The sequence below is a fragment of the Streptococcus infantis genome, assembly GCF_047464615.1.
Classification (GTDB): Bacteria; Bacillota; Bacilli; order Lactobacillales; family Streptococcaceae; genus Streptococcus; species Streptococcus infantis_Y.
Map to the genome: position 1 here is coordinate 74,662 of NZ_JASHBO010000006.1, position 25,587 is coordinate 100,248.

Below are 25,587 nucleotides of genomic sequence, written 5' to 3' on the forward strand. Positions count from 1 at the left end.
GCTAGAAAGAAAATCTAGCTTGTGGGCATTTTTTGTGTGTTTTATACTCAATGAAAATCAAAGAGCAAACTAGGAAGCGAGCCGCAGGTTGCTCAAAACACCGTTTTGAGGTTGTGGATAGAACTGACGAAGTCAGTAACACATATACGGCAAGGAGAAGCTGACGTGGTTTGAAGAGATTTTCGAAGAGTATTAATTGATTAGTTAGCCAGTCCCCATACACTAAGAGAGCGTTCTGTAACTGGGAAATCTCCATAACCTTCAGCATTGATAGTTACTTGATCTGAATGGTTACCAAGTAAATCAACAAAGGTTTGGTCAGCACATTCTTGACCGACGAACATGGTTTTAGAGTTTGCTTGGGCATTAGAAATCACGATGGCAAGTGGTGATTGATTTTCAGCTCCTGAACGAACCCAACCGATACAATTAGGGTCATCAAAGTAGTCCGTTTGCTCTCCGTAAGCCAACTCTTTTCGAATAGCTAGCAAACGGTCAAGAACATCTTTGAAATCTTGCTGAGCATATTGACCAGAAATACCATAGTAGTCTCCGTAAAAGACACATGGGAGTCCCTGCTCTCGCAAAAGAATGAGGGCGTAGGCTGCTGATTTAAACCATTCTTCAACAGTGGATTCAAGAGCCTGGCCACGTTGAGTATCATGGTTATCGACAAAGGTTACAGCTCGGTCTGGATTGAGTTGTACTAGACTATCCTCAAAGATGCTTGTTAAATCATAGTCATCTCCAGCCTTGCTTGCTTCAAAGAGATTTTGGTGAAGGCGAACATCGACAAGATCAAAGCGCTCTTCAATCTTTTCAAGGTAATCCAGATTTGCTTCCTTGTCTGGATTCCAGAATTCTCCAAAGACATAGAAATCTTGGCCATATTTTTCTTTGATATCGCGAATGAAGTTGCGCATAAAGAAAGAGTCAATGTGTTTGACTGCATCCAAACGGAAACCTGTTACACCAGTCGTTTCGATAAACCAATTTGCCCAATCGTAGATATTTTGTATGACTTCTGGATGCTTGAAATCTAGGTCTGCATACATGAGATAGTCATAGTTACCATTTTCGTTATCAACTAATTCCTCGTTAGCCCAGCCTTTGTTGTCTCCCTGTATCAGATAGATCCCAGATTTACGGCGTTTAGCATCGTAGTCAGTTCCAGTAAAGTGGTACCAGTGCCAGTGGAAGTCATTGTAGGTATTTTGTCGTCCATCAAAGGTAAAACCTGTCCAGCCATTGATGGTAAAAGGTTCTCCTAGTTCCAGAGTTCGATCTTCTGGATCCACCTCGATAACTTGGAAAGATTCTAAATGGTCAGCGGCTGCCTTATGATTTAAGACGATATCAGCCATAGGTTGAATCCCATGAGATTTTAAAGTTTGGATGGCATGAAGATAGTCTTCTTTAAAGCCATACTTGGTACGTACAGTACCCTTCTGATTAAATTCTCCAAGGTCAAACAAGTCATAGACGCCATAGCCAACATCTTTTTCATTTGTTGCTTTAAAAGCAGGGGGCATCCAAATGTGACTAATGCCTAAGTTGGCTAGATGTTCAGCGTCGTCAGCTAGGCGTGTCCAGTGCTGACCGTCGTGGGGCAAATACCACTCAAAATATTGCATTAGGGTTTGATTTTTCATAGTTGATCCTCTTACTTACAGTGATGAGAATTATTGTAGCACAAAGCCAAAGAATATGCAAACGTTTGCGTTATAATTAAACTCTTTGAATTTTATGTCTATTTTTCAATTGGAAGTGTTGAAATACTATAAAAGAAAAATAGTAGGACTAATGGGAGGAAAAATTTTCTCAGATAGGGTAGGATGATGGATGAATCAATAGTTTCTATTTTGTGAATTGTCACAAAATTTGTTATAATAGTATTTATGAATAAAGTATTCGTCAGTAGACGTGTTGAAAAAAAACTAAACCAAGGTCTAGTACTTTTGGAGGAAATTGATTTTCCAGAACTATCTGAAACTGACCAGGAAGTCGAGCTATTTAGTCAAGATAAACAGTTTTTGGGTAAGGCTTATCTATCTCGTCAAAATAAAGGGATTGGTTGGTTCGTAACTAATCAGAAAGTTTCTTTTGACCAAGTCTTTTTTGAAAACCTATTTACTCAAGCTAAATCCAAACGTGATGCCTACTACCAAGATGATTTAACAACGGCCTTTCGCTTGTTTAATCAAGAAGGCGATGGCTTTGGTGGAATGACTTTGGATCTCTATGAAGATTATGTTATTTTCTCCTGGTATAACTCCTATGTCTATGGGCTTCGCCAACAGATCCTAGCAGCCTTTGCTCAGGTTTTCCCTGAAGTCTTAGGTGCCTATGAAAAGATTCGTTTTAAAGGTCTAGACTATGAGTCTGCCCATATCTATGGTCAAGAAGCACCAGAAAATTTTACAGTTCTTGAGAATGGAGTTCTCTATCAAGTCTTTATGAATGACGGTCTTATGACAGGTATCTTCTTGGACCAACATGAAGTGCGTGGTAGCTTGGTTGATGGTTTAGCTATGGGAAAATCCTTACTCAATATGTTTTCCTACACAGCAGCTTTCTCAGTTGCTGCAGCTATGGGAGGAGCTAGTGAAACAACCTCTGTAGACCTAGCCAAACGTTCCAGAGAACTGTCAGAAGCTCATTTTCATGCCAATGGACTCAGTCTTGACAATCATCGTTTCATTGTTATGGATGTCTTTGAATACTTTAAATACGCTAAACGTAAGGGCTTGTCTTATGATGTGATCGTTCTTGATCCACCTAGCTTTGCCCGTAATAAAAAGCAAACTTTCTCTGTAGCTAAGGACTATCACAAGTTGATTTCCCAGAGTTTAGAGATTTTAAATCCGGGAGGTATGATCATTGCTAGCACCAATGCTGCCAATGTTTCCCGTCAAAAATTTATAGAACAAATCGACAAAGGATTTGCAGGAAGAAAGTACCAGGTTCTTAATAAATATGGACTTCCAGCAGACTTTGTCTACAATGAAAAAGATGAAAGTAGTAATTACCTTAAGGTGATTAGCATGAAGGTAACTAAATGAAATTAGTCGTTTCAGTAATGCCAAAGAGTTTAGAAGAGGCGCAAGGAATCGATGCCATGCGGTATATCGATGCTGATATCATTGAGTGGCGTGCCGACTTCCTACCAAAGGAAGCTATTTTACAGGTAGCTCCAGCTATTTTTGAAAAATTTGCAGGTCGCGAACTCCTCTTCACCCTACGTACTCGTGCTGAGGGGGGCGAGATCGATTTGGATTCGGCAGAGTATGTACAAATTATCAAAGATGTAGCTCAACTCTATCAACCAGAATATATCGATTTTGAGTATTTTTCTCACAAGGATGTTTTTGAAGAGATGCTTGATTTTCCAAATCTAGTCTTGAGTTATCATAATTTCCAAGAAACTCCAGAGAATATGATGGAAATCTTATCCGAGCTAACCAGCCTAACGCCCAAAGTGGTTAAAGTATCGGTTATGGCTCATACAGAACAAGATGTATTGGACCTTATGAACTTTACACGTGGCTTTAAAACATTGAACCCAGAACAAGAATATGTGACGATTTCTATGGGGAAAGTGGGTAAGGTCTCACGTATTACTTCAGATGTAACGGGCTCTAGCTGGTCTTTTGCAAGTCTGGACGAAGCCAGTGCTCCAGGACAGATTTCACTTTCTAGCATGAAAAAAATTCGGGAGATACTAAATGAAGATTGATGGCTACACACGTTTAGCAGCTGTAGTCGCCAATCCTATCAAACACTCCATTTCACCCTTCATTCACAACAGAGCTTTTGAGGCAACTCATACCAATGGTGTCTATCTTGCTTGGGAAGTAGAAGCGACTGACTTGGCAGAAACAGTTACCAACATTCGTCGTTACCAGATGTTTGGAATCAATCTTTCTATGCCCTACAAGGAGCAGGTGATTCCTTATTTGGATCAATTGAGTGAAGAAGCTCGTTTAATTGGAGCTGTCAATACAGTGGTGAATCGAGAGGGAACTTTAATTGGATATAACACAGATGGCAAGGGATTCTTTAAGAGCTTGCCTTCTTTTAAAATATCTGGGAAAAGAATGGTCTTGTTAGGAGCAGGCGGTGCAGCCAAGGCAATTTTGGCGCAGGCAATCTTGGATGGAGTCAGTCAGGTTTCTGTCTTTGTTCGTTCGGGTTCAATAGAAAAAACAAGACCTTACTTAGAAAAATTACAAAATGAAACAGGGTTTAAAGTAGATTTATTTGCTTTAGAAGATGATTCTGAACTGCAAGCAAGGATAACTGATTCGGATTTACTGGTAAATGCGACTAGTGTTGGTATGGATGGAGTATCTCTGCCAATCTCAGCAAGTATCCTTTTACCAGAGAGGCTCTTGGTAGCTGATGTGATTTATCAACCCTTTGAAACACCATTTTTTAAGTGGGCAAGAAACCAGGGCAATCACGCTGTTAATGGCCTAGGCATGTTGCTTTACCAAGCTGCGGAAGCTTTTCAGTTATGGACAGGTAAGGAAATGCCAACCGATCAAATCTGGGAATTACTAAAACAAAAGTATCAAAAATGAAAAAAGGAGAACTGCTATGAAAATCAGAATAGACCTTCCCCACCATCCTTATGATATTCAGATTGAAAAAGGATGCTTGTCTCAAGCAGGAAAATGGTTGCGGGAACTTTGGCAACCGCAAAAAGTCGTTATCATTACCGATAACCATGTGGCTTCTCTCTATGCAGAAAAAGTTAAATTGAGCCTAGAGGATGCTGGTTTTCAAGTGGCAGTTTTTGACTTTCTAGAGGGTGAAGAGCGAAAAAATCTAACCACAGTTCAAAAGGCTTATGAATTTTTGGTCAAGCAAGATTTGACTCGTAGCGATGGTATCGTAGCTCTAGGTGGTGGTGTCGTTGGTGATTTGGCTGGCTTTGTAGCCTCAACCTATATGCGAGGTATTCACTTTGTTCAAATTCCGACCAGTTTGACTGCTCAAGTCGACTCTTCAATCGGTGGTAAGACAGGAGTGAATACTCCTTTTGCCAAGAATATGGTAGGAACTTTTGCCCAGCCAGATGGCGTTTTAATTGACCCAACGGTTCTTGAAACCCTAGGTAAACGAGAGTTGATTGAAGGAATGGGTGAAGTCATCAAGTACGGCTTAATTGAAGATCCAGAACTCTGGGACTTATTATCCGAGATGGATGGTTCTGTGGATAGTATTTTGGAGCATTCAGAAAGTTTGATTGAGCATTCTTGCCAGGTGAAACGCAAGATGGTAGTTGAGGATGAATTAGACAATGGCATTCGTCTATATCTCAACTTTGGTCATACAATCGGCCATGCTATTGAAGCAACTGCTGGTTATGGACGTGTTATGCATGGTGAGGCAGTAGCGATGGGAATGGTTCAGGTCTCTAAAGTAGCCGAACAAAAAGGACTCATGCCAGTGGGAATCACTCAGTCAATCCGAGAAATGTGTCAGAAATTTGGCCTTCCTGTGGATTATGAAAACTGGGATGTTGATAAGCTTTATCAGGCCTTGACTCATGATAAAAAAGCGCGTGGCAACACCATGAAATTAGTCTTGGTACCAGAACTTAGTTCAGCAAAGATTCACCCAGTTTCTCTCGAAGAAATGAAAGATTACTTGGTAAAATAAGGAGAATGTATGAGATATTTAACAGCAGGAGAATCACACGGTCCTCGTCTGACAACAATTATTGAAGGAATCCCAGCAGGTCTTCCTTTGACTGCCGAGGATATCAATGAGGATCTCAAACGTCGCCAAGGTGGTTACGGTCGTGGTGGACGCATGAAGATCGAGAGCGACCAAGTTGTCTTTACTTCTGGTGTTCGCCACGGGAAGACGACAGGGGCTCCCATTACCATGGATGTCATTAACAAAGACCACCAAAAATGGTTGGATATCATGTCTGCAGAGGATATTGAAGACAAACTTAAAAGCAAACGAAAAATCACTCATCCTCGCCCTGGTCACGCTGACTTGGTAGGAGGTATCAAATACCGCTTTGATGATTTGAGAAATTCCCTAGAACGTTCATCTGCCCGTGAAACGACTATGCGAGTAGCAGTCGGGGCTGTGGCTAAACGACTATTGGCTGAGCTTGATATTGAAATTGCTAACCATGTTGTTGTCTTTGGTGGTAAGGAAATCGATGTTCCAGAAAACTTGACAGTCGCAGAGATTAAGAAACTAGCTGCCCAGTCAGAAGTTTCTATCGTCAACCAAGAACGTGAGCAGGAGATCAAGGACTATATTGACCAAATCAAACGCGATGGTGATACCATTGGTGGAGTTGTTGAAACGGTTGTCGGTAGTGTTCCGGTTGGTCTTGGTTCCTACGTCCAATGGGATCGCAAACTAGATGCAAGATTAGCTCAAGCGGTTGTCTCCATCAATGCCTTTAAGGGTGTGGAGTTTGGTCTTGGTTTTAAAGCTGGTTATCTCAAGGGTAGCCAAGTCATGGATGAAATCCTCTGGTCACAAGAAGATGGCTATACTCGTCGGACCAATAATCTTGGAGGTTTCGAAGGTGGTATGACCAATGGTCAATCGATTATTGTTCGTGGGGTTATGAAACCAATTCCAACTCTCTATAAACCATTGATGAGCGTTGATATTGAAACCCATGAGCCTTATAAGGCAACGGTGGAGAGAAGTGACCCAACCGCTCTTCCAGCAGCAGGTGTTGTTATGGAAGCAGTCGTAGCAACGGTCTTGGCCCAGGAAATTCTAGAGAAATTCTCTTCTGATAATCTGGAGGAATTAAAAGAAACTGTTGCTAAACATCGGGAGTATACAAAGAATTATTAAGGAGTGCTTATGGCGAAAACCATCTATATCGCAGGATTGGGTTTGATTGGTGCTTCCATGGCACTTGGAATCAAGCGGGATCATCCTGATTATGAAATTTTAGGATACAATCGCAGTCAGGCATCTAGAGATATTGCCTTGGAGCGAGGAATGATTGATCGTGCGACGGATGATTTTGCCAGTTTTGCTCCACTTGCAGACGTCATCATTCTTACCCTGCCAATTAAGCAAACCATTACTTTTTTACAAGAATTGGCAACTTTGGATTTGAAAGAAGGTGTCATTATTTCCGATGCTGGATCGACCAAGTCAGCTATCGTGGCTACAGCAGAGAAGTATTTTGCTGATAAGTCCGTTCGCTTTGTAGGAGCTCATCCTATGGCAGGGAGTCATAAGACAGGAGCGGCCTCTGCAGATGTCAACCTCTTTGAAAATGCCTATTATATCTTGACGCCATCTAGTCTGACAACTCCGGATACGCTTGAAGAAATGAAAGACTTGCTGTCAGGTCTTCATGCTCGTTTCATTGAAATCGATGCTGAAGAGCATGACCGAGTGACTTCTCAGATTAGCCATTTTCCGCATATCTTAGCATCAGGCCTGATGGAACAAACTGCAAGTTATGCTGAAGAGCATGAAATGGCGCGACGTTTTGCGGCAGGTGGTTTCCGTGATATGACTCGAATCGCCGAAAGTGAGCCAGGAATGTGGACTTCTATCCTCTTATCCAATCGAGAGACTATCATTGAGCGTATTGAGAATTTCAAGGGTCGTTTGGACGAGATTGAGCAAGCAATCAGCAAGGGTGATGAAAACCAAATCTGGAACTTTTTCAATCAAGCGCGTGAGCAACGGCAGGCTATGGAAATCCATAAACGTGGTGGTGTAGATAGCTCATTTGACCTCTATGTAGACGTTCCCGATGAGGAAGATGTTATCTTGCGCATCTTGGAATTGCTAAGAGGAACTTCCTTGGTCAATATCCATATCAATGAGGAAAACCGTGAAGATATTCACGGGATTCTGCAAATTTCCTTTAAGAATGCTCAGGATTTAAAACGTGCTGAGCAAGTCATTACAGAAAATACGAATTACACAGTCGTTATTAAATAAGGAGGACAATTATGTCAAATATTTATGATAGTGCAAACGAACTTAGTCGTGGACTACGCGAATTGCCTGAATATAAGGCGGTTAAGGAAGCTAGAGATGCCATCCAAGCAGATGCAGAAGCTAGCAAGATTTTTGCGGATTATGTTGCTTTTCAGCATGAAATCCAAGTCATGGCCCAAACTGGTCAAATGCCCGACGCTTCTTTCCAAGAAAAAATGGAAAGCTTTGGCAAGTTGATTCAGGGCAACGCTCTCTTGTCAGCCTTCTTTGCCAAACAGCAACAACTTTCTATTTATCTATCTGATATTGAAAAAATTGTTTTTGAACCAATTTCAGAACTTTTAAAATAAGAATTTACCTCATAAAGTCAGGAATTTTTAAGAAATTTCTGACTTTTTATGATAAAATAAGAAAAAGTATTGTCAGTATGAGGTCTAGTATGAAGTTAAAAACAAACATTAACCATTTGAATGGTAGTATTCGAGTACCAGGGGATAAGTCCATCAGTCATCGCTCTATCATTTTTGGGAGCTTGGCTGAGGGTGAGACTAAGGTTTATGATATCTTGCGTGGCGAAGATGTTTTGTCAACCATCCAAGTATTTCGGGACCTAGGCGTTGAGATAGAGGACAAAGACGGCGTCGTTACCATTCAAGGTGTTGGGATGGATGGATTGAAAGTCCCTAAGAACGCTCTCGATATGGGGAATTCTGGGACCTCTATTCGTTTGATTTCAGGTGTACTTGCTGGTGCAGACTTTGAAGTAGAGATGTTTGGAGATGACAGTCTTTCCAAACGTCCTATGGACCGTGTGACCCTTCCTTTGAAAAAAATGGGAGTTAGCATTTCTGGTCAAACAGAGAGAGACTTGCCACCTTTGCACTTAAAAGGTACAAAAAATTTAAGACCTATTCATTATGAATTGCCCATTGCCTCTGCTCAAGTAAAGTCAGCCTTGATTTTTGCGGCTTTGCAGGCTCAGGGTCAGTCTGTCATCATTGAGAAGGAGTGCACTCGTAATCATACAGAAGATATGTTGAGTCAATTTGGTGGAGACTTGAGTGTCGATGGTAAGAAAATCACAGTTCAGGGACCACAGAAACTAAATGGACAAACGGTTGTCGTACCTGGAGATATTTCTAGTGCAGCCTTTTGGTTGGTGGCAGGTTTGATTGTTCCTAATTCTCGTGTGGTACTTAAGAATGTAGGTATTAATGAAACTCGTACAGGGATTATTGATGTTATCCGTGCTATGGGTGGCAAATTAGAGATTACTGATATTGATCCAATTGCTAAGTCTGCAACCTTGACTGTTGAAACTTCAGATTTGAAGGGAACAGAGATTGGTGGAGCTTTGATTCCACGTTTAATTGATGAATTACCAATTATTGCTCTCCTAGCTACCCAAGCTCAAGGGCAAACGGTCATCAAAGATGCAGAAGAACTCAAGGTTAAAGAAACTGACCGTATTCAAGTTGTCGCAGATGCTTTAAATAGTATGGGAGCAACTATCACCCCTACAGCAGACGGCATGATTATCAAAGGGAAATCTGCCCTCCATGGAGCCAGAGTCAATACCTTTGGAGACCACCGTATCGGTATGATGACAGCCATTGCAGCACTCTTAGTTGCAGATGGAGATGTCGAATTGGATCGTGCAGAAGCCATTAATACTAGCTACCCAAGCTTCTTTGATGATTTGGAGACTTTGATTCATGGCTAAGGTTTTACTTGGATTTATGGGGGCAGGAAAATCTACTATTGCTAGAGGATTAGATTATGACTTTGTAGACATGGATGCCTTGCTTGAAGATCGACTGGGGATGACAATTGCTCGTTTCTTTGAAGAAAAAGGAGAAGCAGCCTTCCGTCAGATAGAAGAAGAAGTTTTGGCTGATCTGCTAAAAACGGACCAAGTCGTGTCTACTGGTGGTGGAGTGGTCATTTCTCAGAAAAATCGAGCCTTGCTGAAGGAAAATTCCGATAACATCTATCTAAAAGCAGATTTTGAGACCCTTTACCAGCGAATTTCAGCTGATAAGGACAATCAACGCCCACTATTTCTGAACAATAGCACGGAAGATTTGGCTGCAATTTTTAATGAAAGACAGACTTGGTATGAGGAAGTGGCTAGTAAAGTTATCGATGTGTCCAAGCTAAGCCCAGAGGAAATTATAGAGGAATTGAGATGAAAATTGCCTATCTAGGTCCCAAAGGATCTTTTTCGCACCATGTTGTGCAGACGGCTTTTCCACATGAGGAACTAGAGCCTTTTTCAAATATTACGGACGTTATAAAGGCCTATGAACAGGGAATGGTAGACTATTCAGTAGTTCCAGTTGAAAATTCCATTGAAGGTAGTGTTCATGAAACCTTGGACTATCTTTTCCATCAGGCTCGCATTCAAGCTGTGGCAGAGATTGTTCAGCCAATCCATCAACAGCTGATGGCAGTGCCAGGGCAATCTAAAATTGAGAAAATCTTTTCTCACCCACAGGCCTTGGCACAGGGGAAGAAATTTATTGACGAGCATTATCCAGATGCGCAACTAGAAGTCACTGCCAGTACAGCCTACGCTGCGCGCTATGTTTCTGAGCATCCTGATCAACCATTTGCGGCGATTGCTCCAAGAAGTTCTGCAGAGGAATATGGTTTAGAACTCATCGCTCAAGATATTCAAGAAATGGAAGCCAATTTTACTCGTTTTTGGGTTTTGGGACCTAACTTACCACAAATTCCCTTGAGTTCAGGTTCTGAAAAGATGAGTCTAGCTTTGACTTTGCCAGATAATCTTCCAGGTGCATTATATAAGGCACTTTCTACCTTTGCTTGGCGAGGAATCGACTTGACTAAAATTGAGAGTCGTCCCCTAAAAACAGCCTTGGGAGAATACTTTTTTATCATTGATGTGGACTATGCTGATAAAGAACTGGTCCATTTTGCTCAAAAAGAACTAAAAACGATTGGAATCCAGTATAAAGTACTAGGTGCTTATCCTATCTATACCATACAGGATAAAGGAAAGGAGAAGGAATGACTAGAGAGAATCCTTTGACACACCATGAAAAACTGAGATATGACTATCTTTTGAAAAATATTCATTATTTGAATGAGAAAGAAAAGAGAGAATTTGACTTATTACATGCTAAGTTAGAAGGTCAAAAAAGTTCAGCGGAAGTTTTCAATCCAGAAACTAAAGAACAACTTCTTTCAGACTCTGGTATCGACCTGCCAACCTATGCTAATCGTAGTCGTTCTAGCCGCCGTAGTGGTGGAGCTCAACTGGAAACGAAGGTTCCAAAAGCTAAGAAGCCAAAGAAAAAAAGAGGTTTTCGTTTTAAACGATTATTTGCTTGGTTAGGGATGTTATTGCTTTGTGTAGCAGTAGGAATGATCGTCATGTTCTTAAAGGGATTCCAATCGGCGAATCCTAATAGCTCAAATGGGCCCAAAGATGCCAAAGCTGCTCAGGTTGAGATTTTTAATGGACAGGATACCCGAGATGGTGTTAATATTCTTATTTTGGGTACGGATGGACGTATAGGACAGAATAGTGCAGAAACACGGACAGATTCCATTATGGTTCTGAATGTAAGTGGCAAAGATAAAAAATTGAAGCTTGTTAGCTTTATGCGTGATAACTTGGTCTATATTGATGGATATAGCCAAGTCATCAATGGTCAAAAACAGACTGACCATAAATTAAACTTAGCCTACGAATTAGGGGAACAAGAAGGTAAACAAGGAGCAGAAATGGTCCGCAAGGTGCTCAAGGATAATTTTGATCTAGACATTAAATATTATGCCCTTGTCGATTTCCAAGCCTTTGCGACAGCCATTGATATGCTCTTCCCTGATGGTGTGACCATTGATGCTCAGTTTTCAACTCTAAACGGGGTCCCAGTGACAGAAGCGACTGTAGGCGATGACTTGCACGCAACGGAAACTGAATCACCGACTCAAACCATTAAAGTAGGAAAACAACAGATGAATGGTTCGACTCTTCTTAACTATGCACGTTTCCGTGATGATGATGAAGGGGATTATGGTCGTACTCGTAGACAGCAACAAGTCATGACTGCTGTTTTACAGCAAATTAAAGATCCGACAAAACTTTTCACAGGCTCAGAAGCACTAGGAAAAGTATTTGCCATGACCTCTACAAATCTTCCATATACTTTCTTATTGACTAACGGATTATCAGTCCTTGAAGGAGGTCAGAATGGTATTGAAAGATTGACAGTTCCAGAACTTGGAGACTGGGTAGACGACTTTGACGTATACGGTGGTCAATCACTTCAAGTAGATCAAAAAGCTTACCAAAATAAACTGGCCCAGATGGGATTTAGGTAAACTGAAAAAAACGAATCAGAGCTTGGAATACCTATGGCAACAGGTGTTTCGGGCTTTGATTTTTCACATGGTTAGATGGATTTATAAACTGTTTTTATGGTATAATAGAATGATGTATTCTATTAGGAGAGGAAGAGAATAAGATGAGTGATTTAAAGGCAATTCAAACTCGTAGCTTAGAGATGGCTGAATATTTTGTCGCCTTTTGTAAAGAACACGATTTACTCTGTTATTTGTGTGGTGGAGGAGCTATTGGTGCTCTACGAAATAAAGGTTTTATCCCTTGGGATGATGATTTAGACTTCTTCATGCCCCGCAAGGATTATGAAAAATTAGCAGAGCTATGGCCTCGTTATGCGGACGAGCGTTACTTCCTATCAAAAAGTGATAGAGACTTTGTTGACCGCAACCTCTTTATAACTATTCGAGACAAGGAAACAACTTGCATCAAGCCTTACCAACAAGATTTGGACCTCCCACACGGATTGGCTCTGGATGTTCTTCCCTTGGACTACTACCCTAAAAATCCAGCTGAACGTAAGAAACAAGTACGTTGGGCTTTGATTTATTCCCTCTTCTGTGCACAAACCATTCCAGAAAAACATGGAGCCCTCATGAAATGGGGCAGCACTATTTTATTAGGATTAACTCCTAAATCCCTTCGTTATCGTATCTGGAAAAAAGCTGAGAAAGAAATGACCAAGTATGGTCTAGCAGAAAGTGATGGCATCACGGAATTATGCTCAGGTCCAGGATACATGAAAAAGAAATATCCAATTCAAGCATTTGAAGATAATATTTTCCTACCATTCGAAGGAACAGAAATGCCTATTCCAGTTGGTTATGATGCCTATCTCAGCACAGCTTTTGGTGACTACATGACACCACCGCCGGCAGACAAGCAAGTGCCTCACCACGATGCCCTTATAGCAGATATGGATAAGAGTTACACTGAATATAAGGGAGAATATGGAGCATGATGAAAGAAAAAATTAGCGTTATTGTCCCAGTCTATAATGTAGAAGCTTATTTGGAACGATGTGTTGAGTCAATCTTAAAGCAGACTTATACCAATTTTGAATTGCTTCTTATTGATGATGGTTCGACAGACCAGAGTGGTGAATTGTGTGATCAGTTGGTATCTAAAAATGAAAATATCAAAGTTTTTCATATTAAGAATGCTGGAGTCTCAAATGCTAGAAATGTAGGTATTCAACATTCAAGAGGAGAATGGATTACTTTTATTGACAGTGATGATTTTATTACACCAGATTACTTGGAAACTTTAATAAGTGTAGTTGACAGTGACGAGTCTATAGGGTTTAGTATAGCACGTCTCCATCATATAAAAAATGGTCAAATTACAGAATTACCGAATTTTTCAGGAAAAGAAGAGAAGTGGTCGACAGAGCAGACGATGAGAGAATTATTGACGACAACTAGAACTTCTTTTTTCCCTGTTGCAAAATTATTTAAAAGAGAGATTGTTTCAAGTTTTACATTCAATACAGACTATCATTTGGCTGAAGATGCTTTGTTTTTAACAGAAGTTTTACTAAAAACCAGATGTACTAGTGTATTTGTTGATAAACCAATCTACTATTATGATCATCGTCAGGGAAGTGCAACAACTTCTGTCAACAATCATGTATTTGATACCATAGAGGTCTATAAAATTATTATTTCTGAAGTTTTTCAAATATTTCCAAAACTAAAAACTGAATTAGTGAATAGAGAATGTTGGTCATATATCACAGTGTACGATAAAATAATCTTTACAGATTCAAGTCAATATCCAACAGAAAAAATTAAGTTGAGAAAGTGGATTATTAAACATTTATCTGAGATATTAAAAGATCCTTATTTTACTAATTTTCGAAAAATAGCCGTTTTGTCCCTCCTTGTTTCTCCATGGATCTATAGACAAATCGTCGGCTTAAATCAATAATGTCATTTAAAGGAGTTGAAGATGAATTTTTCAAAAACGAATGAATGCTTTGAAAAATCAAAATTTTGGATTTCATATCTGTTTGTTTTTATTTCGATTTTAAGCATGAGTTCACTAGTGTATAAAGTAACAAGTCCTATTTATAAAGGATTGTCAGCAATTGTTGTTCTTTGTATTTGTTTAACCTTATTTTTAAATTGGAAACGAATAGAAATCGATAAGAAATATCTAGGTTTATTTGGACTCTTAGCAGGTAGTCATCTAGTAGCAACAGTGGTTAATCGTTCGGGTCACTTGCTTGGGAATATGATTGAAATCTTCTTTATGATAGCCTACATTTTGCTATTTACTATGGTGAATTCAGAATATCTTAAGAAGTTAATTCGCTTGATTGCTGGAACGGTTCAATTTGTTTCTTTTTTCTCTGCTATATTTGCCTTTGTTCTTTTAATATTTAGAATTTTAATATTGTTTAAAATTGGAGAACACTCCTATTATTATGGTGTTATGAATGGTCGTTTATGGGGAGTTGTTAATCCAAATGCAAGTGCTATTTTTTCTTATATTAGTATTGTGTTTGCATTGTATCTTATCCACAAAGGAAGTAAGTACTCGGTTTATCTGAAGATAAATAATGTAATTCAATTTCTAAATTTTGCGGCTATGCAAAGTAGAGGTGCCTTATTATCAGCCGTTTTAATGCTGGGATTTTATTCGCTTTTTATTGCCAGAGGAAATCTACTGAAAAAATGTCTCACATTTCTGGTTGCTGGTACCTTAATTGTAGCTAGCAATATTGGTATTAGTTATGTAACTTCAGTATATATTTTAGCTGCTAAGGCAACAGTCATTGACTTAAATAAAGGTGAGTCTTATTCTGAGACAGATTCGGACGTGGCTAAGAAAAATGGTGAACTTCACCTAATCGAAACAACTCCAAGCGGACGTACTTATATTTGGGAAAATGCTATTAAAATGGGAAGTGCAAAACCATTATTTGGATATGGTGTTCGAAACGTCACTGATTATTATACAGAGTACTTTAGCAAATTTGAAATTCAAAATTCACTAATTGGTGGTAATTTCCATAATATATTGATTACAATTTTTGTAAGTTCTGGATTATTAGGACTCATTTCTTTCATACTCATAATCGCTTATGTAAGTTTACGTTTTATAACTTATTTAGTTGTGACTAAGAAAAATGATGAAAAATTAATTATAATTCTATTTTTTGGGATTTTATTTGGTCAATTATTTGAAAGTCAGATCATCTACTCCACAAATTTTATCAACATAATTTTCTGGTTAGTAATTGGTTATGGTTTAACGATTTGTTTGAAAGAAAAAAATATCCGCTATGAGGAAGTAACAGATATTTCCGAAATTCAAAAAATGGAATTAGGAATTATGGAGTACATTCATGAAGTTTGTCAGAAAATTGGTGCCAAATATTTCTTAGCTTATGGTAGTCTAATTGGGGCAGTTCGTCATAAAGGTTTTATTCCTTGGGACGATGATATGGATATTTGTATGCTTCGAGATGATTATGAAAAATTACAAGATTATCTGATTGCACATCCAGATGAACGATATGAACTCATGTCTTATAAAAATAATATCAATTATGTTTATCCTTTCATGAAGATCAAAGATAATCAGACCTATCTAGTCGAGGAGGATGTGCGAATTGATTCGAATATGGGTATCTATGTAGATATTTTCCCTGTAGATGGTTATGAAGATGATCAGGCGTTTAAGGATAAAATGACCAAAATTATTAAAAAACGTCAATTAAGTTGTTATACTTTCAAAGGAATTACGAATACTAAAAGTGTAGTCAATTCAATGATTCGCTATATTTCTGTTATGATCTTTTATTTCACAAACACAAATAAGTATGTTTCTCAAATCAATGAATTAGCAAAATCTAGAAAAGTAGAGGATTATGAACAAGTAGACTACCTTATTTATAAAGATATGAATAAACCTGTTTGGAAACGCGAATGGTTAGAAAATGTTGAAACTGGCAATTTTGAAGGTAAGGAATTCATGATACCAAACCACTACCATGAAATTCTCACTTCAGATTATGGGGACTACATGCAGTTGCCACCAGTAGAGCAACAAGTTTCTCACCATGATTTTAAACTATGGAAAATTATAGAGAATGGATAATTTTTTCGTCTTAGAAAAGAGCAAAAATTAGGAGTGACAAAGATGTCTGAGAGAATTTTAAGCTTAGAAGAAATCAAGCAAGTAGAACTTGATATTCTAGAGTATTTACATAAAATCTGTGAAAAACATGATATTAAGTATTTCATCGATTTTGGAACCTTGCTAGGAGCTGTACGTCACCAAGGTTTTATTCCTTGGGATGATGATACAGATATTTCCTTAGCTCGGGATGAATTTGAAAAACTTTATAAGGTTTTAAAAAATGAAAATCATCCATACTATAAAATGATTTCCTTTAGAGAAACAAAGGGCTATCCATATAGTTATATGAGAGTCTATGATATAAGAACACGTAGAGATGCCAATCTTAGAGATTCTACGGTTGTGTTAGGAACCTGTGTTGATGTATTTCCGTATGATGGTGTTGCAACGGATAAAAGTGACCGTAAAAAAATGAAACTCTATCAATATCTTATTCGCCTCTCTTCTTTAAATTTTAAGGGGATCAAGTCTGAGAATGGGGGACTTAAAAATCTACCTCGCTACCTTGGGTCAGCTATTTTTCAGCTAAGTTCTCCACAAACTTGGAATCAAAAACTAGAGAATATGGCTTTGAAATATAGTTTAGATCAAGCTAAGTATCTTGCTTGTACGATATTTGATCCTAGCCTTCCAGAGGGAATCAAAAAAGAATGGCTCTATGATCTGATTGATCTACCATACGAAAACATCGTAGTGAAGGCTCCTAGAAAATACCATGAAATACTTGTTTATGAATTTGGAGAAAACTATATGACTCCACCACCTATTGAGCAACAAGTTCCAGGAGGAGATAAGAATTATTGGATTGATTAACGAAAAAGTCTAGAAGAAATAGAGAAAGTTTGATGTATTATGAAATCTATTAAAAAATCAATATTATTTAGTGCCTTGTTCTTAGCGGCATCCATAATTCAAGCACCGACAGTCAATGCAGATACTATCTCAGCAGGTGCAGGGAATCGAATCCATTTTATCAATACAAAAGCTAAATCTGGAAGTGATGCTATCCTACTAGAAAGTAATGGTCATTATGCCTTGATTGATATGGGAGAAGATTATGATTTCCCGGATGGTTCGGATCCACGCTATCCAATTCGCTGGGGGATATCCATTCGAAATTATCAGGTCATGGAAGATCGTTTGATTCGCCACCTTGATCAGTTAGGTGTAAAGAAATTGGATTTTATACTAGGAACTCATGTTCATAGTGACCATATAGGTGGAGCAGATGAAATTCTTAATCGTTATCAGGTTGATAAATTTTATTTGAAAAAATATTCGGATAAACGAATTACAAGTACTTGGGGATTGTGGGATAATCTTTTCAATTACGATAATGCTCTCCGCGCTGCACAGAACAAGGGAGTTAAACTTATTCAAGACATAAAGGATGAAGATAGCCATTTTAAATTTGGGGACATGGATATTCAACTTTATAATTATAAAAATGAATATGATGCTGATGGAAACTTAAAGAGGGTTCTTGATGATAATTCCAATTCAATCGTTGCAGTAGTTACAGTAGCAGGAAAAAGAATTTATCTTGGTGGTGATTTGGATAATGCTGAGGGAGCTGAAGATAAATTAGGACCTGTTATTGGAAAAGTGGATATGATGAAATGGAATCATCACTACGATGCCAAGATTTCTAATACAATTGGATTTATAGACCATCTCTCTCCTAGTATGGTCATCCAAACAACTGGAGGAGATATTAACCTCGCTTCAACGAGAGACTATCTTCAAAAGAAAAATATCCAAGTGATTCACGCATCTAGTCAAACTCAGGATGCGACTGTGTTTGATATTAGTGATCAAGGATTTACAAACGTTTCAGGGGATTTTCCAAATATTCCTACTGTTGATGAGAAATGGTATCAAGAAGATGGTTATTGGAAATATCGTTTGAAAGATGGTCAGATGGCTATCGGTTGGAAAGAAATTTCTGGAGCAACATATTTCTTTAATGGAAAAGGTCAAATGCAATCTGGTAGATGGGTGCATGTAAATGATGGCTGGGATCCATATAGTGACGGCGACTGGTATTATCTTAATACAGATGGTAAAATGCATATTGGTGGTTGGTTCTATCATGATAATACTTGGTACTATATTCAGTCGAATGGTGCAAGACGATACAATGAATTAGCTGAAATTGGTGGGCAAAAGTATCTGTTTGATAAAGATGGTAAAATGCTTACTGGTTTACAAGTCTTCAAAGGTAAGAAGATGCTCTTTGCAAGTAGCGGTGCTTTGCAAACAGAAGGGACAGCTTCAAGCTGGCAAAAGCTAGGTTCAAACTGGTATTATTATGATGAAGATGGTCTTCGAACAGTGGGCTTGAAGAAAATCAATGGACTAACCTACTATTTTGATAATAATGGGATCATGCAAACTGGTTGGGCCATGATTGAAGGTCATTGGAATTATTTTGCAAGTTCTGGAGCGATGAAAACAGGCTGGATTAAGGATGGTGACACTTGGTATTATCTAGATAAAGATGGTGTCATGCTAACGGGTCTTCAAGAGATTGATGGCACTCGTTATTACCTCAATGCAAGTGGGGCTATGCAAACTGGTTGGGCCATGATTGAAGGTCATTGGAACTATTTTGCAAGTTCTGGAGCTATGAAAACAGGTTGGATCAAGGATAAGGATACTTGGTACTATCTAGATAAAGATGGTATCATGCTAACCGGTCTTCAAGAGATTGATGGCACTCGTTATTATCTCAATGCAAGTGGAGCAATGCAGATAGGCTGGAAATGGTTTGACAATCATTATAGTTATTTCACAAGCAGTGGAGCTATGAAAACAGGTTGGCTCAAAGATAAGGACTTTTGGTACTATCTAGATAAAGATGGTATCATGCTAACCGGTCTTCAAGAAATTGATGGCACTCGTTATTACCTTAATGCAAGTGGAGCCATGCAGACAGGCTGGAAATGGTTTGACAATCATTATAGTTATTTCACAAGTAGTGGAGCTATGAAAACAGGTTGGCTCAAAGATAAGGACCTTTGGTACTATCTAGATAAAGATGGTATCATGCTAACCGGTCTTCAAGAAATTGATGGCACTCATTATTACCTCAATGCAAGCGGCGCTATGGAGACTGGTTGGAAATTGTTGAACAACCATTATTATTACTTCACAAGCAGTGGAGCCATGAAGACAGGTTGGTTCAAAGATAAAGGGCTTTGGTACTATCTCAAACCTGATGATGGTGTCATGGCAACCGGTCTTCAAGAAATTGATGGCACTCGTTATTACCTCAATGCAAGTGGTGCTATGGAGACTGGTTGGAAACAACTGAATGGCAACTGGTATTATTTCCAAGCAGATGGTTCCTTATTGAGAAATGGGACAACACCTGATGGCTACAAGGTCAATCAAGATGGCATTTGGAGCTTGAATCCTGATAAAGTAGAAGTTCAGGGAAGTCAAGAAGAACCTAAGAAGGATTCTGATAAGCCAGTTGAGAAAGAGAAGCATTCAGCAGAAGTCAATGAAAAAAATGAAGTTTCTGAAACAAAACCGACTTTGAAGGTAGATAAAGAATAATCTTAGTTGCTTTGCTATAAAGCTGATCAGGTGCTGTGTTCAGACCTGTCAGATACTTTTCTTTTAAAATAGTATTTATATACATCTCAGAGAATCAATCAATGTTTTTTGGATAAGAAACTTGATCAGCTCTGAGATGTTTTTCGATTTCTCACAGACTAAATGATTGAGAATAGCCTTCTCGTCTTCAAATAGAAATATTTTGATAAGAAATTTTAAAAAACACCGATTAGATAAATAAGAAAAATTATGGTATAATAAAACGATACAAAAAAGGAGTATATATGGACATTTCAGAAATTCGTCAAAAAATTGACGCCAATCGTGAAAAATTAGCTTCTTTTAGGGGGTCTCTTTGACCTCGAAGGGTTAGAAGAAGAAATTGCCATTTTGGAAAACAAAATGACAGAACCTGATTTTTGGAACGATAATATTGCGGCCCAAAAAACGTCGCAAGAATTAAATGAACTAAAAAACACCTACAATACTTTCCACAAGATGGAGGAGTTGCAGGATGAAGCTGAAATCTTACTAGACTTTTTAGCAGAGGATGAGTCTGATAAGGATGAGTTGGTGGAGAAGTTAGCTGAGCTAGATCAGATGATGACTAGCTACGAGATGACTCTACTCTTGTCAGAGCCTTATGATCATAATAATGCTATTTTAGAGATTCACCCAGGATCTGGTGGAACAGAAGCCCAAGACTGGGGCGATATGCTTCTTCGTATGTACACTCGTTATGGTAACGCTAAAGGCTTTAAGGTTGAAGTCTTGGATTATCAAGCAGGTGATGAAGCAGGTATTAAGTCAGTGACCTTGTCTTTTGAAGGTCCAAATGCTTATGGACTTCTCAAGTCAGAAATGGGAGTTCACCGTTTGGTACGTATCTCACCATTTGACTCAGCTAAGCGTCGTCACACCTCGTTTACTTCTGTAGAAGTTATGCCAGAGTTGGATGATACTATTGAAGTTGACATCCGAGAAGATGATATCAAGATGGATACTTTCCGCTCGGGTGGAGCAGGTGGACAAAACGTCAACAAGGTTTCAACAGGTGTCCGCTTGACCCACATTCCAACAGGAATTGTTGTTGCATCGACTGTTGACCGTACTCAGTATGGAAACCGTGACCGTGCGATGAAGATGCTTCAGGCAAAACTCTATCAGATGGAGCAGGAAAAGAAAGCTGCGGAGGTAGATGCCCTTAAGGGGGATAAGAAGGAAATCACATGGGGAAGCCAAATCCGCTCCTATGTATTTACCCCTTATACCATGGTCAAAGACCACCGTACCAGCTTTGAAGTTGCGCAGGTAGATAAGGTCATGGATGGAGACTTAGATGGTTTCATCGATGCCTATTTAAAATGGCGTATTAGTTAAAAGAAAGGAAGTCACATGTCGATCATTGAAATGAGAGATGTTGTCAAAAAGTATGACAACGGGACAACAGCCCTACGTGGCGTCTCTGTGAAAATTGAACCAGGAGAATTTGCCTATATCGTAGGTCCTTCAGGTGCAGGTAAGTCAACCTTTATCCGTGCCTTGTATCGTGAGGTTAAAGTTGAAAAAGGAAGTTTGCAGGTTGCAGGTTTTAACCTCGTGAAGATTAAAAAGAAAGATATTCCACTCCTTCGTCGTAGTGTTGGAGTTGTCTTTCAGGATTACAAACTTTTGCCAAAGAAAACTGTTTATGAGAACATTGCTTACGCAATGGAGGTTGTCGGTGAAAGCCGTCGCAATATCAAAAAACGTGTTATGGAAGTTTTGGATCTTGTTGGTTTAAAACACAAGGTTCGTTCATTCCCTAATGAATTGTCAGGTGGTGAGCAACAACGTATCGCCATTGCGCGTGCTATCGTAAATAATCCTAAAGTTTTGATTGCTGATGAACCAACAGGTAACTTAGACCCAGATAACTCATGGGAAATCATGAACCTCTTGGAGCGCATCAATCTCCAAGGGACAACTGTTTTGATGGCGACCCACAACAGTCAAATCGTAAATACCTTGCGCCACCGTGTCATTGCCATCGAGAATGGTCGTGTGGTTCGTGACGAAGCGAAAGGAGAGTACGGATACGATGATTAGTAGATTTTTCCGCCACCTATTCGAAGCTTTAAAGAGTTTAAAGCGTAATGGGTGGATGACCATTGCTGCTGTCAGTTCAGTAATGATTACCTTGACCTTGGTTGCTATTTTTGCCTCAGTTATCTTTAATACTGCAAAATTGGCAACGGATATCGAAAACAATGTCCGCGTCATGGTTTATGTCCGTAAAGACGTTGAAGACAATAGTGAAACCATCGTAAAAGAAGGACAGACAGTCACTAACAATGACTACCACAAGGTTTATGATGCCCTCAAGGCTATGCCAGCTGTTAAAAATGTAACCTTCTCAAGTAAAGAAGAGCAGTACCAAAAGCTGACTGAAACCATGGGTGACGATTGGAAGGTTTTTGAAGGAGATGCCAATCCTCTTCATGATGCCTACATTGTCGATACCAATTCACCAAGTGATGTGAAACCAGTCGCTGAAGAAGCTAAGAAAATCGAAGGAGTTTCGGAGGTTCAAGATGGTGGTGCCAATACGGAGCGCCTCTTCAAGTTGGCTTCCTTCATCCGTGTTTGGGGATTGGTCATTGCAGGACTCTTGATTTTCATCGCAGTCTTCTTGATTTCAAATACCATTCGTATCACTATCATTTCACGTAGTCGTGAAATTCAAATCATGCGTTTGGTTGGTGCTAAAAATAGCTACATTCGTGGTCCATTCTTGCTAGAAGGTGCCTTCATTGGGCTATTAGGAGCAACTATTCCATCAATCATGGTTTACTTTATCTATAACCGAGTCTACCAATCAGTTAACCCATCTTTGGTTGGACAAAATCTATCCTTGATTACCCCAGATGCTTTTATTCCATTGATGATCGGTCTCTTGTTTGTCATCGGAATCTGTATCGGTTCACTTGGTTCAGGAATCTCAATGCGTCGATTCTTGAAAATCTAAGTAAGATAGTTTACTAAAATCTATAAAAGTAGGATACCATCAGGCTTGACCGAGTCAGATGGTCCTACTTTTTATGTGGAACTTATAAATTATACTCTTCAAAAATCTCTTTAAACCACGTCAGCTTCCATCTGCAACCTCAAAATAGTATTTTGAGCTGACTTCGTCAGTTATATCGACAACCTTAAAACGGTGTTTTGAGCAACCTGCGGCTCGCTTCCTAGTTTGCTCTTTGATTTTCATTGAGTATCAGTTGCTTGCCAATTCTTGGGAAACAGTGTATGATAGGAAAGGACCTTTTTGCTAAAAGAGTGATAGGGACTAGATGAAAGAAATCTTTTATTTCTACAGTAATATCTAGCTCTTTTGACTTAACATAAATAATGAATGAGGATAAAATGAAACAATTTTTGGAAAAAGTGAGTATACTTTCCCTGTCGTTAGTATTAATCACATCATTTTCAATATCAAGTGCCCTCCCTGCTATGTTTGACTATTATCAGGGCTACTCGGCAGGTCAGGTCGAGCTCTTGGTCAGCCTCCCTTCCTTTGGAATTATGGTAATGCTCCTCTTAAATGGAGTTTTAGAACGACTTTTTCCAGAACGTCTCCAATTAACCTTGGGACTCTTGATTTTATCAATCAGTGGAACAGCTCCTTTCTGGTATCAGGGTTATTACTTTGTTTTTGCGACACGCTTGCTATTTGGGATTGGTGTGGGGATGCTAAACGCCAAGGCTATCTCTATCATCAGTGAACGATACCACGGCAAAACTCGTATCCAGATGCTTGGTTTTCGTGGCTCAGCTGAGGTGGTGGGAGCCTCTATCTTGACCTTGGCAGTCGGTCAACTTTTGGCCTTTGGGTGGACCGCAACCTTCCTAGCCTATGCAGCAGGTCTAGTGGTTCTTGTACTCTTCCTTCTCTTTGTCCCTTATAACAAAGAAGAAGTTCATGAGTCTAAGCAAAAGACAGAAGAAGTAGTAAGATTGACTCGCTCTATGAAACAGTTGATTTTCTTTCTAGCCATCGGGGCTGCAGTCATTGTATGTACCAATACAGCCATTACCTTCCGTATTCCTAGTCTCATGATTGAGGCAGGCTTTGGAGATGCTCAATTGTCAAGTCTGGTACTCAGTGCCATGCAGTTGATTGGGATTCTGGCGGGAATTAGCTTTTCTTTCCTCATCTCTGCCTTTAAGGAAAAACTTTTATTGGTTGCGGGTGTAACCTTTGGTATCGGGCAAATCATCATTGCTCTCTCACCTTCACTCTGGGTAGTCGTTGCAGGTTCAGTCTTAGGAGGATTTGCCTACAGCATCGCTCTTACGACAGTCTTTCAATTGATATCTGAAAGAATCTCAGCAAAACTCCTCAACAAAGCAACTTCCTATACTGTTTTGGGATGTAGTTTTGGTGCTTCGTTAACACCTTTTGTTCTTTCAGGAATTAGCTTAGTAACAACGAATGGTCGAATGACCTTTATCATTCTAGGAGCATGGATGATCGCGACCTCAGTCCTTGTTTCTCTCCTATTGAAAAAAGAAGGTTAACAAAAAGAGGCTGGGCAAAAAGTTTTTAAAATCAGAAAAGCGCATACTATCAGGTGTTGAAAGCCTTGATACTATGCGTTTTATTTTTTTCATTTTCTGATAATACTCTTCGAAAATCAAATTCAAACCACGTCAGCTTCACCTTGCCGTACTCAAGTACAGCCTGCGACTAGCTTTCTAGTTTGCTCTTTGATTTTCATTGAGTATAAAATTGAGTTTTTGCTCAACCTCTTTTTAGTGATCAGGCGAACATTTGCCAAAAGTAATCAATGATGTAGGTCAATCCATAAGTGTAAACAACCAGGGTAAAGGGCTTGGTCAAGATGATGATGGTCATGTAGCGCTTGAAGCTCATCTTGGTCAGAGCAGCCAGCATACAGAGAAAGTCCGCTGGGCTAACTGGCCAAATCATCATAAAAATAAAGAAACGGTCAAAACGATTGCCCTTATCCAACCAGCCAATGTACTTGTCATAGGTGCGCTTGCTGACGACAGACTGAACAAAGGGGGCTCCGTAGAGACGCACCAGGTAAAAGATAATGGCGCAACCAATAACAATACCGAAATAGTTGTAGATCGTCCCCACGATATGACCGTAGATAAAGACACCTGCCACAGAGGTTAGAGCACCAGGAATGATGGGAACGACCGTCTGCAATATCTGTAAAAAGATAAAAAGTGGTGGTCCCCAGATACCGGCCTGTTGGATAAAGGCAGATAGGGTTTCCTTAGAATGCAGAACACCAGCCTGATAGGCCCAGATACAGAAAATCAAAGTACCAACTCCACCGATGATGGAAGAAATATTGATTGCTTGCTGTAGAAGGGGAGAAACAGCTTTCATTTGTTTATCGTGTGACATGTAAACTCCTCTTGAGTAGTATGATTCTACTATACCATATTTTAAGGAGAAAGACTATTTGTATTACGAAAGTGAAGTTAGTGAAATCAGAAGTTTTTCTGATAGGACTATGATATAATAATAG

The 25,587-nt window shown here is 39.3% G+C and carries 23 protein-coding genes; 20 read left to right on the forward strand and 3 right to left on the reverse strand.

Going from position 1 to position 25,587, the window contains the following annotated elements:
- Positions 1–200: 200 nt before the first annotated feature.
- A complete protein-coding gene (locus QM450_RS04735; protein WP_414319823.1) occupies positions 201–1,652 on the reverse strand; it encodes an alpha-amylase in 1,452 nt (483 codons plus the stop codon).
- Positions 1,653–1,898: 246 nt separating this feature from the next.
- Here QM450_RS04735 and QM450_RS04740 point away from each other — a divergent pair, with 246 nt between their 5' ends.
- The 19 genes from QM450_RS04740 (at position 1,899) to ftsX (ending at position 23,048) form a co-directional block, all read left to right on the forward strand.
- Entirely contained in the window at positions 1,899–3,062 is a 1,164-nt protein-coding gene (locus tag QM450_RS04740; protein ID WP_414319824.1) for a class I SAM-dependent rRNA methyltransferase, read from the forward strand.
- Positions 3,059–3,736: a type I 3-dehydroquinate dehydratase gene (aroD, locus tag QM450_RS04745; RefSeq protein ID WP_049508709.1), complete on the forward strand. Its 678-nt coding sequence runs from the start codon at positions 3,059–3,061 to the stop codon at positions 3,734–3,736. The genes QM450_RS04740 and aroD overlap by 4 nt, the downstream gene beginning before the upstream one ends.
- Positions 3,726–4,583: a shikimate dehydrogenase gene (locus QM450_RS04750; RefSeq protein ID WP_414319825.1), complete on the forward strand. Its 858-nt coding sequence runs from the start codon at positions 3,726–3,728 to the stop codon at positions 4,581–4,583. The genes aroD and QM450_RS04750 overlap by 11 nt, the downstream gene beginning before the upstream one ends.
- Positions 4,584–4,599: 16 nt before the next feature.
- A complete protein-coding gene (gene aroB, locus QM450_RS04755; RefSeq protein ID WP_414319826.1) occupies positions 4,600–5,667 on the forward strand; it encodes a 3-dehydroquinate synthase in 1,068 nt (355 codons plus the stop codon).
- 9 nt (positions 5,668–5,676) lie between these two features.
- The gene (gene aroC, locus QM450_RS04760) at positions 5,677–6,843 is read left to right on the forward strand and encodes a chorismate synthase (protein ID WP_414319827.1); all 1,167 of its coding nucleotides are present in this window, start codon (positions 5,677–5,679) and stop codon (positions 6,841–6,843) included.
- Positions 6,844–6,852: 9 nt separating this feature from the next.
- Positions 6,853–7,956 (forward strand): prephenate dehydrogenase, encoded by a 1,104-nt coding sequence (locus QM450_RS04765; protein ID WP_414319828.1) that lies wholly within the window; start codon positions 6,853–6,855, stop codon positions 7,954–7,956.
- An 11-nt stretch (positions 7,957–7,967) separates the two neighbouring features.
- Complete coding sequence (locus QM450_RS04770; protein ID WP_000065982.1) at positions 7,968–8,306, forward strand: YlbF/YmcA family competence regulator; 339 nt, start codon at positions 7,968–7,970, stop codon at positions 8,304–8,306.
- An 89-nt stretch (positions 8,307–8,395) separates the two neighbouring features.
- Positions 8,396–9,679: a 3-phosphoshikimate 1-carboxyvinyltransferase gene (gene aroA, locus QM450_RS04775; RefSeq protein WP_414319829.1), complete on the forward strand. Its 1,284-nt coding sequence runs from the start codon at positions 8,396–8,398 to the stop codon at positions 9,677–9,679.
- Entirely contained in the window at positions 9,672–10,148 is a 477-nt protein-coding gene (locus QM450_RS04780; protein ID WP_414319830.1) for a shikimate kinase, read from the forward strand. The genes aroA and QM450_RS04780 overlap by 8 nt, the downstream gene beginning before the upstream one ends.
- Positions 10,145–10,993, forward strand: coding sequence for a prephenate dehydratase (gene pheA, locus QM450_RS04785; protein ID WP_414319831.1), 849 nt, complete (start codon positions 10,145–10,147; stop codon positions 10,991–10,993). Before QM450_RS04780 ends, pheA begins: the two co-directional genes overlap by 4 nt.
- Complete coding sequence (locus QM450_RS04790; RefSeq protein ID WP_414319832.1) at positions 10,990–12,309, forward strand: LCP family protein; 1,320 nt, start codon at positions 10,990–10,992, stop codon at positions 12,307–12,309. The genes pheA and QM450_RS04790 overlap by 4 nt, the downstream gene beginning before the upstream one ends.
- 143 nt (positions 12,310–12,452) lie before the next feature.
- Positions 12,453–13,289 (forward strand): LicD family protein, encoded by an 837-nt coding sequence (locus tag QM450_RS04795; protein ID WP_414319833.1) that lies wholly within the window; start codon positions 12,453–12,455, stop codon positions 13,287–13,289.
- The gene (locus QM450_RS04800) at positions 13,286–14,257 is read left to right on the forward strand and encodes a glycosyltransferase family 2 protein (RefSeq protein ID WP_414319834.1); all 972 of its coding nucleotides are present in this window, start codon (positions 13,286–13,288) and stop codon (positions 14,255–14,257) included. Before QM450_RS04795 ends, QM450_RS04800 begins: the two co-directional genes overlap by 4 nt.
- A gap of 21 nt (positions 14,258–14,278) precedes the next feature.
- Positions 14,279–16,435 carry a LicD family protein gene (locus tag QM450_RS04805; protein ID WP_414319835.1) on the forward strand — a complete coding sequence of 719 codons (2,157 nt, stop codon included), beginning with the start codon at positions 14,279–14,281 and terminating at the stop codon, positions 16,433–16,435.
- A 42-nt stretch (positions 16,436–16,477) separates the two neighbouring features.
- The gene (locus tag QM450_RS04810; RefSeq protein WP_414319836.1) at positions 16,478–17,290 is read left to right on the forward strand and encodes a LicD family protein; all 813 of its coding nucleotides are present in this window, start codon (positions 16,478–16,480) and stop codon (positions 17,288–17,290) included.
- 39 nt (positions 17,291–17,329) lie between these two features.
- Positions 17,330–20,041: an MBL fold metallo-hydrolase gene (locus QM450_RS04815; protein ID WP_414319837.1), complete on the forward strand. Its 2,712-nt coding sequence runs from the start codon at positions 17,330–17,332 to the stop codon at positions 20,039–20,041.
- Between the two features lie 284 nt (positions 20,042–20,325).
- A protein-coding gene (gene prfB, locus QM450_RS04820; protein ID WP_414319838.1) for a peptide chain release factor 2 occupies positions 20,326–21,421 on the forward strand; the annotation gives its coding sequence in 2 pieces (ribosomal slippage) (positions 20,326–20,397 and positions 20,399–21,421; 1,095 coding nt in all).
- Between the two features lie 15 nt (positions 21,422–21,436).
- On the forward strand, positions 21,437–22,129 hold the full coding sequence (ftsE, locus tag QM450_RS04825; protein WP_049548597.1) for a cell division ATP-binding protein FtsE: 693 nt from the start codon (positions 21,437–21,439) through the stop codon (positions 22,127–22,129).
- Positions 22,122–23,048, forward strand: a complete 927-nt coding sequence (gene ftsX / locus QM450_RS04830) for a permease-like cell division protein FtsX (RefSeq protein ID WP_414319839.1) — start codon at positions 22,122–22,124, stop codon at positions 23,046–23,048. Before ftsE ends, ftsX begins: the two co-directional genes overlap by 8 nt.
- Positions 23,049–23,168: 120 nt before the next feature.
- Here ftsX and QM450_RS04835 read toward each other — a convergent pair whose 3' ends face one another.
- Positions 23,169–23,291: a hypothetical protein gene (locus QM450_RS04835; RefSeq protein ID WP_414319840.1), complete on the reverse strand. Its 123-nt coding sequence runs from the start codon at positions 23,289–23,291 to the stop codon at positions 23,169–23,171.
- 155 nt (positions 23,292–23,446) lie between these two features.
- Here QM450_RS04835 and QM450_RS04840 point away from each other — a divergent pair, with 155 nt between their 5' ends.
- Positions 23,447–24,601, forward strand: a complete 1,155-nt coding sequence (locus tag QM450_RS04840) for an MFS transporter (protein ID WP_414276659.1) — start codon at positions 23,447–23,449, stop codon at positions 24,599–24,601.
- A 241-nt stretch (positions 24,602–24,842) separates the two neighbouring features.
- Here QM450_RS04840 and QM450_RS04845 read toward each other — a convergent pair whose 3' ends face one another.
- Positions 24,843–25,463: a TVP38/TMEM64 family protein gene (locus QM450_RS04845; RefSeq protein ID WP_248035311.1), complete on the reverse strand. Its 621-nt coding sequence runs from the start codon at positions 25,461–25,463 to the stop codon at positions 24,843–24,845.
- Positions 25,464–25,587 lie beyond the last annotated feature (124 nt).